We start from the raw sequence: 14,476 nt of genomic DNA, 5'->3' as shown, positions 1-14,476 counted from the left end.
ATGTAAATACTTGTTATATTTGTTTTTAATTAACAATTAAACAGTATATTATGAGAAAAACTTTACCCATCCTTGCGCTTTTGGCAAGCACTTTTTCTTTTGCACAGGTTACAATCGGTTCCGGAACACTGGTTGATACCAACGCTGGACTATCGACTCCCATTTCGATTTATTATTCCACTTCGTTGTCACAGACAATTTATATGGCTTCGGAGATTGGTACTGCCGGAACAATCACGTCTATTGATTTCAAGGTCAACAACACCAATTCTTTGGTTAATTCAAACGGTATGATTGATGTATGGATAGGACATACGACAAGATCATCTTATAATCCCGTGGTAGGTACATCGGGAGCCGATTGGATTAGTATTTCTGGACATAGCCAAGTAGTGACAAATGGTTCTTTTACACAAACAGGAACTACAATCACTTTTACATTTAGTACGCCTTTTGTGTACAATGGAACAGACAACCTTGTCATTACTGTAGATGCAAACAAACCGAACGATGATGGAAATTCAACATTATTTTACCAGATTCCTGCTACTACTAATGTAACTTCATTGATGATTCGAACAGATATTGCTGCTGATAATGCCGATCCGTTTAATCCACCATTGATGTATAATGGAACTACTTCTGCTACTTCAGTACAGGCTAAGAAAACACGTCCGATAATCGTATTAAATGGTCTTGTTTTAAGTGTAGAGGAGCATGGTATGGAAAGCGCTATTTCTTTATATCCGAATCCGGCAACAAGCGGATTGTTTGTAGCTTCGCAAAATAAGGTAGCATCTGGTGAAATTTATACTATGACCGGACAATTGGTACGATCTGTAACGATTGAAGAGAATAAGATTCCTATAGGAGATTTGTCATCCGGTATTTACCTTTTAAAGCTTCGTATGGAAGACGGACAGGTTCTTGACAAAAAATTTGTAAAACAATAAGCCCAAATAGCTGGAAAAACCTAAAAATCCCTTTGTGAAAGCAAAGGGATTTTTTTATAAAAGTTGAGCTTCTCAGAAACTTCTCTATTGTGTCTTTTTAGATAAGATTAAGTAAAATGGAAAGTTCTCTGTAATTTCCCTGATTTCAAACAGTCCAGCTTCACCAAATTCAGCTTGTATGGATTCTTCATCATAAAAAAACATTTGGACTCCCTGAAAGATTTCGTAGCGGTCTTTGCTGATATAAGTACCAGTACCGTAGGTATGAGCTTTTTTGGAAATAGCTGTAAACACCATATAACCATTATCTGCCAATTGCGAAAAACAATCGCGGATCAGCTTTTTTCTTTGCTGTTCATCCAACAGATGAATTAGCGCATGGCAGTAAATTCCATCATATTGAATGGAGTCAAAAGGCATATCAGTTACAGAACCATGATGGATAACCATATCATTTCCGTAATGTTTCTGTGCTAATTCAATTGCAGTTTTTGATATTTCTATTCCGGTTACATCTATTCCGCTTTCCCGGAAAATCTGTGCGTTTCTACCATAACCAATCCCAGGAACAAGTACTTTTTTAATTGATTTCTCTATAAAAAAATCTTTTGTGAGTACAGCCGAGTTCGCCGGTTCTAATCCCCACATTTCCCGTTTTTCACTAAAATTAGTTTCCCAAAACTCTGCCATTTGATTGCTTATTTGATATATAGCAAATGTAAAAGATAATTTTTGTTATTGCAATTATGTCGCAATAATTTATTTGATATTTGCCCGTGTCAAGATTAGCCTTGTTTTTCATTTTTTGTAAATTAGACATCGTTTTAAATCAAAATCAGAATGGTAAGAACCGAAACAATAATTGCAGTAAAAGATGTCCGTATGAGCTCTGAGTTTTATCAAAACCTATTAGGTTGTAAAAGCAGTCATGGAGGAGATACTTTTGAAATTCTGACAAGTGAAGATAATGTAGTGCTATGCCTGCACAAATGGGGAGAGCACGACCATCCTACAATGCATAACAGTGAGAAAGCAGGAAACGGATTGATATTGTTTTTTAGGGTTGGCAATCTTGAAGAAGTGATTAGCAATGCAAGGAAAATGAATGCTGCTATTGAAAAGGAAATTCATTATAATGAAAATTCGCTTAAAATGCAGTTTACATTAAGAGATTTGGATAATTACTATTTGATTGTTTCGAATTAAGGTACTAAGGTTTTGAAGCACTAAGGTTCTGAGGTACTAGGGTTAAAGAAAAAGTTGTTGAAAGTAAATTTTGTATATGTTTTTATTTTGAGCAAAACCACTTACCACTATCAACTAACCACTATCAACTATCAACTAACCATTATCAACTATTAAGGTTAATTAATTATTAGAGTTAAAAGGTAAGTCTATATAAAAAGTAGTACCGCTGTTTGCATTATTCTCAAACCAGATTTTACCATTATGGGCTTCAACAATCTGTTTTGAAATTGCCAATCCCATACCAAAAGGCTGTTCTCCAGCAGTACCGGGTCTTTTGGCTTCGGTAAACATATCAAATATTTTTTCGCCCATTTCTGCCGGTATTCCTATGCCTTCGTCTTTTACCAAAATGCGTATCCCTTGTTCTTTCTGCATCATTTGGATCTTGATTTTAGCTCCATTAGGACTGAATTTGATGGCGTTGGCAATCAGGTTGCTAACCACTCTCCAGAGCTTTTCACGGCTTGCGGTTACTGTTGCCGGCACAATTTCTAAGCTGAGTTGTTGTTGTTTTACATCGGCTTTGCTTTTTAGCAGCGCTACGCAATATTTAAGCATTTCTGCAATATCAACGGGTTCCTTTTTTAACTGTTCGCTGCTAAATTGCAATTGCAAGAGGTTATCAACCAGTTCTAATGAGTTTTGCCCTGATGTTTTCATCAAATCGAGCATAGTTCTATCTTCTTCAGTTCTGTCAGCATCTTCCAACATCATAGAAGCAAGAGAATATATTCCTCCTATGGGATTACGGAGGTCGTGTGCTACAATCCGCATCATACGGGTATTGTCTGCCTGACTATGTTCCAATGCGCTTAAAGCCTTTTTCATTTGGCTGTTTTGCTGTTTACTACGCCGTAAATGTTTACGGATAGAGAAAATCATGGAAATCGCCAGCATAAAAGCCACACAAGCCAATACAGACAAAGTCAGCTGATAGGAATAGCGATTTTCCAACGATCTTACCTGTTCCTCTTTAAGTGCATAGTCGATATAATCTATTCCTGATTCACTGTTTAATACAGCTTCCTTGTCGTATATCTCGATTAATTTTTTACTAAAGATAGCCGCCGTTGCAAACTCGCCGCGTGCATCATAAATTTCGAACAGTTTACGTGTAAGGATTTCGCTATAATACACATAGTCATTACTTTCTGCAATAGATAAGGCTTGTTTAAAATAGGTTATACTTTGCTCCGGGTCTGTGGTTTCCAATTGCTTTCCTATATCGATGAGCATATCCATAGACACATAAAACAGTTTTTTGTCAATGGCGGTCGCAATGGTTTGCTTAAGCAGGGTCAGTCCTTCAGCACGTTTACCATGGCTGATCATATCATCTGCCACCAACTGATTTATAGCCACCAATGTTCGTTCGTCTTTGTATTTGGTAGCAATTTGCTTGGCGACATCAATATAATAGCAGGTAGAATCCTTACTAAAATGTTTCGGATAGGACAACAGATAATTATAAATAACCAAAGATCGGATGGAGTCGTTACGAAGCTGTTTGGACTGTCTGAAAGCCAATTCATAGCGTTGCAGGGCACGGTCATCTTTGCCCATTTCCTGATATACCATGCCAATATTCATCAAAGATTGAACACAATTGACAGGATCTGCCAGCTTTTTATATTCTGTATAACCTTTGTTGTAGTATTTTAAAGCCATCTGGAAATTGCCTTTGATATCAAAAAAGATTCCCAGATTATTCATCGCATCGGCTCTGCCTTTTCTATAGTTATGACGGTCTGCGATTTCACGGGCGATTCGGGTATAATAAAAAGTGCTGTCAATATTCTTTTCATACAGCAATATTGCCATGCGGTTCAGGGCATCTACATATTGCAGGCTATCGCGGATTTGCGGTAGGGAAGCCTGAATTTTTTTTAATTCAGATGCCTGCGCAAAGCCTAAGTTCCATGATAGTAGTAATAAACAGAAAAACAATAGTTTTTTCATATAGCCAAAGTTTACTCCTTGCCGATTTATGGTAGATGGGAACTGTTTACGCTAATATAAGCATTTATATGATAGATATTTTACGGGAATGAGCAATTCGGCTATTCCAAATAGAAAATCAATAACTCATTAAAAAGATTAAAACAATCAATTTTTTCATCGAGCTATAACCAAATTTCTTAATTTTAAGACGATCTACTAACTTTAAAAACAGATTATTATGGGTTTCTTTAATGCAAAAACGACATGGGCGAACAAAGAGTTTATTCCTTTTAAACTTTGCATAGCCAGTATTTATATCATTGTAGGCAGCTATTTCCACGATTTTTTCCAGAATTATTATGTGCCGCTTTTTATTGTATTTGCCATTACTGTAGTTTGGACGGTTTATTTATGGCTGAAAAAAAGAGCATAGTTAATATATAGTGGATAGTGTATAGTTGACAGTGTATAGTTGACAGTGTATAGTGTATAGTTGACAGTGTATAGTGGATAGTGTATAGTACAATGCATAATTGATAAAGTGTAGTTCAACTAAAGACTATCCACTATCAATTATCCACTAAAAAGACTATCTACTATTATAAGAAGCTTTTCACCCAATCCTGAAACTTAATCCTATATGTTTCGCCAATAGGAACAATATTTTTTTGAATAAATACTCTGTTGCGTTCGATAGTCTCGATTTGGTCAAGTCGAATAATGTAGGATTTATGTACCCGCATAAAATCAGATGCCGGTAGTTTTGCTTCAAACTCTTTCAGAGTGTCCAGCACGATAAGTTTTTCGTTTTTTAGATGTAAATACAGATAATCTTTTAAGCCTTCAACAAGCAGTAAATCGTTTAGGTTTATTTTTACCAGCTTACCATCGGTTTTTATAAATAAAAACTCATCCGGCTTTTCTTCGGTTTTTGCGACAACTTCTACAGCCGGAGCTGGCTTTTCTTGCGAAAGGGATTCTATTTTCTGTATGCATTTATAAAAACGGTCAAATGAAATCGGTTTTAATAAATAATCGACCACATTATGTTCATAGCCTTTCAAAGCATATTCGCTATAGGCAGAAGTAATTACAAATTTGGTTTTATTGCCCAACATCTCCATCATCTGCAAACCCGTAAGTTCCGGCATCTGTATGTCGATAAATAAAACATCAATGGTTGTTTTGGCTATAAGTTCCAGTATTTCGAATGGATTGGTTGTGGCTTTTACCAATTCAAAACTGGAAATTTTTTCTACATATTTTGACAACAGAGCCACTGCCATGGGTTCATCGTCTAGGATTGCGCAGCGGATGGTTTTCATAGTGTGATGTCTAATTTTACGTAATACATATTTTCTTTCGTGGTAATTTCTAATGAATGCCTGTCAGGAAAATACAATTGTAGTCGCTTCTTTATATTTTCAATGCCAACGCCAGACTGCTGGTCTTTTTTATAATTATTGATGCTGTTTTGCGTCTGTAAAATTAAATGATTTTTATTTTGTGTCAGTTCAATAGTAAATGGCTGTTCCGGATTGTTCAAAATACCGTGCTTAAAGCCATTTTCAACAAATGGAATTAACAATAAAGGCGGTATGCGGCACTCTGGATTTTTGATATTTTTTTTGAAAATTACTTGCGGGTTACCTGAAATCCGCATCGATTCTAAAGCAATAAAATCGTCTATATAGGCTATTTCGCGCTGTAATGCAATAGTTTCGTTTTGGCTCTCATAGGTCATATAACGCATCAGGCCGCTCAATTGTTCTACAGCCGGAAGTGCTTTGTCTGACTTTTCAAATACCAGATAATAAATATTGTTAAGGGTATTAAATATAAAATGCGGATTGATCTGCGATTTCAGGAAATTAATTTCTGTTTCGCGCTTACTTTCCAACAAGGTTATCTGTTCTTTTTGCAGGCGTAACATGTTTACAATAAACCATAAGACAGAAGAAGCCATAATGGGTAGGCTGCTATACGATAAATTGTCATAGATATAGTAACTAATTGTTACTCCTTTGTAATAATTATGGAAACCAAGCCATTTGTAGTACAAAATTTCTTCTATCAAATAGCGCATTCCAATAAAAATGACGAACAGGCCCAAAAACGATAATACGATACGTTTTACATTTTTCACATCAAAAAACTTTGGCATAAATACTAAGTAATTCAAATAAAAAATAAAAACATAGATTATTGTAAATGACAATATAAGAGCGTATTCTGGTTTACTGAAATCGGGTGATAGTATAGGAAAAGTGAATGCATTTTGTTTGAGATTAAATACAGCCAAATCTTGCATTATATAGTACATCCAAAATAATAGATGCAATAGAATCACATATTTTTTCTTCATTGTAAGGGCTATTTTTTGAGAGTGGAAAAGTAGAGCATTAAGGAATAACAAAAAACTTTTTTTCGACAAACACCTGTTTTTCTCCGACCAACCCATTGGTCGGATTTTTTACCGGAGTGGTCGAAATAAAAAAAATAAAAACGGTAAAAGTCGAAGATTTGCTGAAAAATAATACACATGAAAACATCAGCACATTTTTTAGTTTGGATCTCGTTTTTACTTGCAACTTCTCTTTTTGCACAGACGCATGAAGTAAAAGGTATAGCACACGCCAACGGTGAGCCTGCAGCATTTTACGATGTCTTTTTAATAGCCAAAGATACTATTAAAGGCAAGACTGCCGAAAATGGTTCTTTTGCCTTAAAAGTGCAAACAAACGATTACCGCTTAGAAATTTTATATTTTGATCAGGTGGTGCACAAACAAGAACTGGCATTAAAGAACGATATCGATTTGGGAGTGATTGCATTTGAAAGCAAAACAAAACTCGATGAGGTAGTGATTGAAGCTCCTAAAAAACTGATGGAACGCAAAGCTGATCGTTTTGTATATCATGTAGCCAATGCAACTTCGTCTACCGGAGGTACTGCTATAGACGCTCTTAGAACTACACCTGGTGTTACTGTAACACAGGAAAGCATAAGTATTTCGGGTAAAAATTCGGTTATGGTTTTGATCGATGACAAGCCTACTTATATGGAACAGGCAGAACTGATGAATTATCTGGAAAGTATCAGTGCGTCCAATTTGTCAAAAATTGAAGTGATTACTACACCGCCTGCCAAATATCAGGCTGAAGGCAACAGCGGGATCATCAACATTGTTACCAAGAAAGTCAAGAAAGACAGTTGGAATGCTTTACTTGGTGGAGCTTACCAACGCAGCCGTAGAAATACACAACAGTATAACACGGCTTTTAATCTACAAAAGAATAAGCTGACATTAAGAAGTTCTGCCAGTACAGGAGTACGACGCTCTTTAATCAATTGGAACAATGATATTTATTATACGGATGCTTTTTGGCAGAATGAAAGCAGCTCCAATGGTAAAAACCGCTATTTCAACGGACAATTGGCTCTGGATTATCAATTGACTAAAAAATGGACAATCGGTACAAAAGTTTCTGTCTATACTTCTAAGTTTACAGATGAACAGCCACAGCTTACAACTATTTTTAATCAAAAAGGAGGCGATATCCAGCAATTTATGAAGAACAATGCAGCCTCAAATGATAAAACCTATCAGCAGATTTACAACATATATTCAGAATATAAATTGGATACTTTGGGTAAAAAAGTGATGGTAGATGTTGATTTTGTAAACTATCACACGCCAACTTTTAATGAATATGCTTATGCGAATTATACGCCTGGAAATGAACTGATTGCCAACTCTAAGCATGCAGGTATCAATGATGTAGATATCAAAATACAAAACTTGTCGGCTAAAGTAGATTTCGAATTACCTACTAAAATTGCTGATTTTACGGCAGGAGCCCGATTTTCCAATTCAAAATCAGATAACCTGATTAATGCATTTAAGCAAGACGAAAATGGCGAAATGGTATATGATACCAACCTGTCAAATTATTTTGAATACACTGAAAAGAATGAAGCCCTTTATATTTCGGGAAGCAAAAAATTCAATGATAAGTGGAATATCCAGGCAGGCTTACGTTTAGAAGCTACACAAACGGATGGATTTTCGAGAGAAGCCAATAACCGACATAAGAATGATTACTTGAAATTATTTCCTACGTTGTATATCCTACACCAATTTACTGAAGACAAAAGTCTTGGGTTCAATTATTCCCGCCGTATAAGACGTCCGAGTTATGAAAGCCTGAATCCTTTCCGTACTATTAACAACGAGTTTAGCTACAATGAAGGAAATCCATTTTTAAGACCATCTTTTACACATAATTTTGAAGTAACGTTTACGTATAAGACGTTAGATTCACGACTTAGTTTTTCAAGCATGAGAGATGGCGTTAACCAGGCTTCTATATTGAACCCGGAGACGAAACAGAACAACTATATCTGGATGAATTATGTCAATGAGGACATGCTTAGCTTTACGCAGAGTTATACGGCAAAACCAACACCGTGGTGGACAAGTGTGAATAATCTTAATTTGAGTTACTCAGAATCAGATATTGCGGTTTCTGACAGAAGGAATAAGGGAGCATCTTCGTCTTTTTTCACAACCAATGATTTTACATTAAACAAAAACAAGACGTTTTTCCTGAGTGTAAGCTATTTTCAGAATTTTGGAGAGACTTACCAGAATTCAAGTTTAAAACCTTATGCCAAGTTTTATGCTACGGTAAAATACCAAATGCTTGATAAAAAATTAGAACTGGGCATTAGTGGAACCGATATTTTTAACGGACGCGAATACTCAAAACAGAATATGTATGGTGTAACTCAGGAATTTAAAAATGTTTGGGACATGCAACGTGTGCGCTTTTCACTGACTTACCGTTTTGGTAACAGCAATCTGAAGACCCGCGAACGCCAGTCAGGAAATTCTGAGGAACTAAACAGATTGTAAAAAGCTGATAGGATAGGAGGTGAAGAGTGATAAAAAATAACCCGTTGTCATTTTGTTTGATGGTAGCGGGACGATTGTTGCTTGAAGAACTATTTTACTTCCAAGCCAATAGTTCCGGCATTTGAGAATGTAAAGAAAGTCACCTCCATTTTATCTGTCAAAACGTTTGTGTTTTCACTGCTAACAATCATAAAGTCGCTTACACGGTTATCTCCGCCTGTCACATAAAGTTTACAATCATGCTTGACTTTCTTAAGCCCGTTGATTTCTATATGCCGCAACATCTTGTAATGTTGTTTGATTTGTTTCCACAACCGCTTTCTGAACAATCATTCTTTTGTGCGCACAAAAAAGTTGTTTGTAAAATAATCACCGTAGTTAGTACTATTTTTTTCATTGAAGTTGACCTAACCTTAGTGATTTTCTACTAAATCCAGCCTTCTTCTATAGCTTTTTTTACTAATTGTACAGGTGTATCAGTATTGCTTTTTGCTAAAATGTTTTTACGGTGGGTATTGATGGTATGAATACTTACAAAAAGCTCATCCGCTATCTGCTGGCTGGTTTTTCCTTCTACGATTCTTTTTAGAATTGTTTTTTCCCTTTTTGTAAAGATTTCGTATGAGGGTAGGATGGTGGCTGTATCCTGAATATCGTAATATGAGGGTTCGCCGTCTAGTCCTATGATTGAACAGTGAGGAATTCCTTCCCTTTTGATATGGGTAATATCTGTATGGATATGGAAGCTGTGGTAAATATTTCGTGCTTCGTAGTTTACCAATACATACTGTATCAGTATACGGGCATAATCACCTTCTTTTTTTTCAAGTCTCAGGTCATATTGAACCTTATAATGGCCAATTTTATCAATAGCTGTATTGTTAAAGAATATGGTGGCTTGCTGTTCGAAGCTCAGAAAGTAAGGCATATCCTGTGGATGAATGCTGTCCATGAACAGATTCATATCCATTTCTGTAGGCGAATAGCCTAATATTGGTTCCATTTCGGGACTTATTTCAGTTATTTCCCCGTTAAAGATGTCAAAGAGGAGAAAGTAATAATCACCCGCCTGAAAAATATTTAAGAGGCGTTTGTGCGCATCAATCTGAAGTTGGAGGTCAGCACAATCACTAGCGTACTTTTTCTTTACTACAGTTTTCCAATATTTTTGGGCCTGTAGATAAAATTGGCTCTTTTTTTCCATAGGACACGTAATTTCAATGTGTTAAAATTCGCTTTTTTTATGGATACGGACTTCTCTATATTAACAAAATTAATATTTTTCTTAAATGTATTACATTTTCTATTGTAGAATTGGTAATTGTTTTTAGATTATAAATTCTTTAAGACACTTTCAACAATTGAAACAAAGTTATTGTCAAAATGATGGTCGCCTGCCAGCAGGATTACTTTCGATACTGATGTTTCAAAGGTTTTACGAACAGTTTCACTTTCTTCACTGCCAAAAAAGCAAACTGGATTTAGCGATTTAATTTTATTGATTTCGTTTATAACATTATACTTTTCTTCTGAACTGATTCCTGCCATATCTAAAAGATGAATTTCAAAATCGGCAGTTTCGTCCGGAGATAGGCTATATACGCCTTTTATTTTTTCTTTTAATTCATTTGGAAAATCACTGGCAATGAATGGAACGACTGAAGCTCCAAAGGAATAGCCCACCAGAATAAAAGAGTTTTTATTCCATTGCTGTAGATAATGGCTAATTACATTTGAGATATCCTGAGCACTTTTTTGTGGTGTTTTGGTGTTCCAAAAATAGTCTTGTGCATCTAATCCGACTACAGGGATTCCGGCTTTTGAAAATTGTTCTCCCAGTTTCTGGTCAAAGCTTGTCCAGCCGCCATCACCGGAAATCATAAAAGCGAGTGGCAAATTTTCTTTGGCATCAGAATGAATGATTGTCAACGGTAAGCTGGTTTGATAGATTTGAAAGTTTTGAGGCTGTTCCAATTTACTTTCTAAGTTTTTTACATCTCTGTATGTTGGTGTGTTTTGGATTTTCTTAAAGGCTGTAATAAACTGCGGCATCCAATTTTTTGTTACCGAAAAACCATGACCCACATTTGGCAGTGTGATTAATTGTTCCGTATTTACTTCTTTCATATACCTAACAGCATCTACATAGGGACAATCAAGATCTTTGGCTCCATGAAGCACAATAAAAGGTGCTGTTAATTTTGAACTGGGATTTAAATAAAAAGACTTGCTCGGTTTTAAAACTTTTGTAGTTAGTCCGAATCCATTACACAAGGTTTTATCCCACTCAATATCGGGGCAAAATCCCAATGCAATTACTCCTTTGAAAGTGTTTTCAGGAGCTTGTGCCAATGCGCCATACGCTAAGGTCGATCCGGCAGAATAACCAACCAATATGGGTTTGAAATAATTTGGGAATTTATATCTTTTTTGAATTTCTAAACTCAAATTTTCAAGATCACCGGCCGGATAATAACATTTTACGTTTTCTTTTTTTATGTTTTTATAATAGGTAAGTATGTCTATGCCAACTACCATTGCATCCTGGCTGGCTATATTTTTTGCCATATCGATAACGCCTTTGTTCCAACCGCCATCGCCCGATATAAAAAGCACAAGTGTTTTTGGTGAGCCTGTTGGTTTATAAATCGTCACTTTTCCAAACGGGCCATAACTGATGACATCATTTTCTAAAGCACTAGCATTTAAAATAAATACCAGTGCAATTGTAAGACTTAAAATAAGTTTTTTCATGGTATAATTTTTCAAGATTAATTATAAACAGCAGTATATTAAGGTTTAATAACTTTAGATAGAATTCTTGGTATTTGTATTAAATCATAGTCGTCTGAAAAAATCACGTATTGATTGTACCAAACCGGTGAAAATTTTTCCTTAAAGTTTCGCAATCCTTTGTAATGTGAAAACGATTTGATTTTTTCATAGGCATATTTCATTGATTTATCCTGAATGGTTTTGGGTGTTTCAATACCGCTCATTGGAGCCAGGCCTAAATTGACCGTTGAATAGTTTTGTGATTTTAGATAATCAAAAAGAGCTATCATAATGAAATCCAATATTCCGTTTGGTGCATCAGTTGTCTTACGGATGAGGTCGTATGTGGCTTCTCCTTGTTTACTGTCCGGAATAATATTTAAAAAGGCAACTATTTTTGATTCCTTATCCTCAACCGTAATTATGGTTTGATGTTTTAATTCTTCAATACTGAACAATCCCTGTGAGAAAACAATTTCTTTTCTTTCGGTTTCCTTCAGCCATTCAGAACTTACAGTTTCTAATCTATGTAAAATCTCATTGCTCATTGGAGGTTGGTAGATGGCAGCTTTAAATCCGCCTTCTGTTATTTTATTCAGAGCATTGCGCAAAGATTTTTTACTTCCGCCTTCTAAGCTAAATTCGGTTAAGTTCACGATGCCTTCCTGGCCAAGAAAAAAGTATTTTTTTTGTAACGATTGATACAGCTCTAGGTCTTTTTCCAATACTCTGTAAAAAATGCTTTTTAAACCGCTTTCGTAACAAAATAGATCAAATTCGATGATGCAATTTTTCATTTCTTCTTCATTCTGTGCTACAGGATTTTCAAGCGCTACAGCATAATTTCCGGCTAATTTATAAGCAATAAAAGCCATTTTACTTTTTGAAATAAAAAGCTGCTTGTCAAAGTAGGTTTTGAAATAATCCAGACTGGAATTGCCATATTTTTCGACCAACTCTTTTGCCCGTTTTTTTTCTTCGTTAGAGGTTGGATTTTTGTAGATATATGGAGTTATCAGCGTATATACTAAAAAGGCGAATGATAAAAAACCACTGATTTTTATCGACAATAGAAAATGATCGGCAAAACGATCTAACGGGATCAGGTCGGCACTTCCAACTAAAAAGTAATTCTGTAAAGTGTATCTGACGGATTGAAATGTACTAAAATCAAAGCCAAAATGTTTTTTGTCTAAAAAATAAAACCCAATGCTGCCATAGATTATTACGGCCAGTATACTTAAAACAGAGGTTTCCAATCCTAATAAACTAAGCTTTGGATTGGTTTTTATATAGTATTCTTTACGTGTTGCTATTAAAACGCTGATTACAATTAATGCAACTATAGCTTCTTCATAGTCAATAGCTTTGGTTATATGTCCAAATAAAGAAATTAGGGATAACGATAATGCAAACCACCAGGCCATCCGCAGGCCTTTGATCATAAATGATGCGGTAACTAACAGAAAAAGTCCGGCAGTAAATACCAAATAATTAGAAACATGGATGGCTTCGAGAGGTAAATAATTTTTTAAGTGCGCCAAACGATTACTAATGGCCGGAGTTAAGGCAGAGATTATGTTTATGATGCCTAAAGCAAATAGCAGGAGAGCCGGAACTATGCGCATCAGTATCTTATTAATTTTTGACATGAATACCAATATTCCTGCAAGCAAAGGCGTCCAGAACTCTAAGAAGCGATATAGAAAAGTTATCGCAATAGCATCTGGATTTTTAAAACCATAGCGAATTAGGATATAGCTCATTGAAATTTCAACAGCACCCAGACCCCGCATAAAAGGGGATAGGATTAGAAAAATAACAGAAATAATATAGCCCATCAGAGCTGCCATCAAAGAGGGTTGAAAGTTCAACGCCAACATGGCTATATACAAATGGCTAATTCCTACGACTTCAATCAGGATAGAATACCATAAGGCAAGAACGAATTTCTTTTTGTTGATTTTATTGATTTCCAGTTCATTTATAAAAACTTCCGTTTTAGGAAACCATTTTGTTATCAGTCTGTATAGCAACCCTTTTTTTATGATAGATTGATATACTTTGATAATACTAACTAGGAATAGGCTAATCAGGACTAATGCTGCCCAATCTTCACTTCCGATCGTATTTTTGATAAAAGCATACAGAAATACAGGAATGGCAAATAGCACAACCGAAACCAATCCGATAAAAGCATAAATAGAAGATGCTAAATGGATTTGGGTTTTATCATTTCCTTTTTCTTCTATTTTTTTTGTAAAAAAAGCCAGAGAAGAAATACCACCGGCCGGAAGGAATACACTAATGAAATTTCGCTTTAAGAAAAGGACGACACCATCTTTTAATGCGATTTTAGCATTTACGGCAGCAAAAGAGGCGACATACATCAATCCTTGTAGAATAAAATAAACAATTGTGATGATTATGCCTAAACAAACCCACTGTAAAGAAGCTGTAACAAGAGTATGTTTTATTTGGAAAATTTCTGTTTTTTCGTGTTTTATAAACCAAATTCCCAATCCGATAAAGAAGACGCCAATTACAGATTGTGTAATTATTTTTCTATTCTCCTTATAAAAAGGGAACTTCATTTTTTTTGCAAATCCAGTCTTAAAATCCAATAGTGCTGTGAATTTCA

The 14,476-nt window shown here is 35.5% G+C and carries 12 protein-coding genes; 4 read left to right on the top strand and 8 right to left on the bottom strand.

The window, feature by feature from the left end; all coding sequences use genetic code 11:
* Positions 1-50 precede the first annotated feature (50 nt).
* Positions 51-953, top strand: coding sequence for a T9SS type A sorting domain-containing protein (locus ABH942_RS12655; RefSeq protein ID WP_370032502.1), 903 nt, complete (start codon positions 51-53; stop codon positions 951-953).
* An 84-nt stretch (positions 954-1,037) separates the two neighbouring features.
* Here the strand turns inward: ABH942_RS12655 and ABH942_RS12650 are convergent, their stop codons facing one another.
* The gene (locus ABH942_RS12650) at positions 1,038-1,643 is read right to left on the bottom strand and encodes a class I SAM-dependent methyltransferase (RefSeq protein WP_370032500.1); all 606 of its coding nucleotides are present in this window, start codon (positions 1,641-1,643) and stop codon (positions 1,038-1,040) included.
* Between the two features lie 150 nt (positions 1,644-1,793).
* Between ABH942_RS12650 and ABH942_RS12645 the strand changes: the two genes are divergently transcribed.
* A complete protein-coding gene (locus tag ABH942_RS12645) occupies positions 1,794-2,159 on the top strand; it encodes a VOC family protein (RefSeq protein WP_370032498.1) in 366 nt (121 codons plus the stop codon).
* 162 nt (positions 2,160-2,321) lie between these two features.
* On the opposite strand, the gene ABH942_RS12640 is transcribed toward ABH942_RS12645, so the two are convergent.
* A complete protein-coding gene (locus ABH942_RS12640) occupies positions 2,322-4,160 on the bottom strand; it encodes an ATP-binding protein (protein WP_370032496.1) in 1,839 nt (612 codons plus the stop codon).
* Between the two features lie 220 nt (positions 4,161-4,380).
* Here ABH942_RS12640 and ABH942_RS12635 point away from each other — a divergent pair, with 220 nt between their 5' ends.
* Positions 4,381-4,575 (top strand): hypothetical protein, encoded by a 195-nt coding sequence (locus tag ABH942_RS12635; protein WP_370032494.1) that lies wholly within the window; start codon positions 4,381-4,383, stop codon positions 4,573-4,575.
* 166 nt (positions 4,576-4,741) lie between these two features.
* On the opposite strand, the gene ABH942_RS12630 is transcribed toward ABH942_RS12635, so the two are convergent.
* Both ABH942_RS12630 and ABH942_RS12625 read right to left on the bottom strand, forming a co-directional pair.
* Positions 4,742-5,467, bottom strand: a complete 726-nt coding sequence (locus ABH942_RS12630; RefSeq protein ID WP_370032492.1) for a LytR/AlgR family response regulator transcription factor — start codon at positions 5,465-5,467, stop codon at positions 4,742-4,744.
* Complete coding sequence (locus ABH942_RS12625; RefSeq protein WP_370032491.1) at positions 5,464-6,306, bottom strand: sensor histidine kinase; 843 nt, start codon at positions 6,304-6,306, stop codon at positions 5,464-5,466. Before ABH942_RS12625 ends, ABH942_RS12630 begins: the two co-directional genes overlap by 4 nt.
* Before the next feature lie 378 nt (positions 6,307-6,684).
* Here ABH942_RS12625 and ABH942_RS12620 point away from each other — a divergent pair, with 378 nt between their 5' ends.
* Entirely contained in the window at positions 6,685-9,060 is a 2,376-nt protein-coding gene (locus tag ABH942_RS12620) for a TonB-dependent receptor domain-containing protein (RefSeq protein WP_370032489.1), read from the top strand.
* A gap of 89 nt (positions 9,061-9,149) precedes the next feature.
* Here ABH942_RS12620 and ABH942_RS12615 read toward each other — a convergent pair whose 3' ends face one another.
* The 4 genes from ABH942_RS12615 to ABH942_RS12600 form a co-directional block, all read right to left on the bottom strand.
* A complete protein-coding gene (locus ABH942_RS12615) occupies positions 9,150-9,344 on the bottom strand; it encodes a hypothetical protein (protein WP_370032487.1) in 195 nt (64 codons plus the stop codon).
* A gap of 143 nt (positions 9,345-9,487) precedes the next feature.
* Positions 9,488-10,264, bottom strand: coding sequence for a LuxR C-terminal-related transcriptional regulator (locus tag ABH942_RS12610; RefSeq protein ID WP_370032485.1), 777 nt, complete (start codon positions 10,262-10,264; stop codon positions 9,488-9,490).
* Positions 10,265-10,392: 128 nt separating this feature from the next.
* Positions 10,393-11,814: an AcvB/VirJ family lysyl-phosphatidylglycerol hydrolase gene (locus ABH942_RS12605; RefSeq protein ID WP_370032483.1), complete on the bottom strand. Its 1,422-nt coding sequence runs from the start codon at positions 11,812-11,814 to the stop codon at positions 10,393-10,395.
* A gap of 38 nt (positions 11,815-11,852) precedes the next feature.
* Positions 11,853-14,429, bottom strand: coding sequence for a phosphatidylglycerol lysyltransferase domain-containing protein (locus ABH942_RS12600; RefSeq protein WP_370032481.1), 2,577 nt, complete (start codon positions 14,427-14,429; stop codon positions 11,853-11,855).
* Positions 14,430-14,476: the final 47 nt, after the last annotated feature.

Origin of the sequence: Flavobacterium sp. 28YEA47A (assembly GCF_041262125.1) — a bacterium.
In the GTDB taxonomy this organism is placed as follows: domain Bacteria; phylum Bacteroidota; class Bacteroidia; order Flavobacteriales; family Flavobacteriaceae; genus Flavobacterium.
Note: the sequence above shows the minus strand (reverse complement) of the source record. Positions and strands in the feature narration are given on the sequence as shown.

What these genes read in the sequence shown, in the direction of transcription:
- ABH942_RS12655 (WP_370032502.1), top strand. Translation starts at nt 51, where the DNA reads ATGAGAAAAACTTTACCCATCCTTGCGCTTTTGGCAAGCACTTTTTCT.
- ABH942_RS12650 (WP_370032500.1), bottom strand. Translation starts at nt 1,643, where the DNA reads ATGGCAGAGTTTTGGGAAACTAATTTTAGTGAAAAACGGGAAATGTGG.
- ABH942_RS12645 (WP_370032498.1), top strand. Translation starts at nt 1,794, where the DNA reads ATGGTAAGAACCGAAACAATAATTGCAGTAAAAGATGTCCGTATGAGC.
- ABH942_RS12640 (WP_370032496.1), bottom strand. Translation starts at nt 4,160, where the DNA reads ATGAAAAAACTATTGTTTTTCTGTTTATTACTACTATCATGGAACTTA.
- ABH942_RS12635 (WP_370032494.1), top strand. Translation starts at nt 4,381, where the DNA reads ATGGGTTTCTTTAATGCAAAAACGACATGGGCGAACAAAGAGTTTATT.
- ABH942_RS12630 (WP_370032492.1), bottom strand. Translation starts at nt 5,467, where the DNA reads ATGAAAACCATCCGCTGCGCAATCCTAGACGATGAACCCATGGCAGTG.
- ABH942_RS12625 (WP_370032491.1), bottom strand. Translation starts at nt 6,306, where the DNA reads ATGCCAAAGTTTTTTGATGTGAAAAATGTAAAACGTATCGTATTATCG.
- ABH942_RS12620 (WP_370032489.1), top strand. Translation starts at nt 6,685, where the DNA reads ATGAAAACATCAGCACATTTTTTAGTTTGGATCTCGTTTTTACTTGCA.
- ABH942_RS12615 (WP_370032487.1), bottom strand. Translation starts at nt 9,344, where the DNA reads ATGTTGCGGCATATAGAAATCAACGGGCTTAAGAAAGTCAAGCATGAT.
- ABH942_RS12610 (WP_370032485.1), bottom strand. Translation starts at nt 10,264, where the DNA reads ATGGAAAAAAAGAGCCAATTTTATCTACAGGCCCAAAAATATTGGAAA.
- ABH942_RS12605 (WP_370032483.1), bottom strand. Translation starts at nt 11,814, where the DNA reads ATGAAAAAACTTATTTTAAGTCTTACAATTGCACTGGTATTTATTTTA.
- ABH942_RS12600 (WP_370032481.1), bottom strand. Translation starts at nt 14,429, where the DNA reads ATGAAGTTCCCTTTTTATAAGGAGAATAGAAAAATAATTACACAATCT.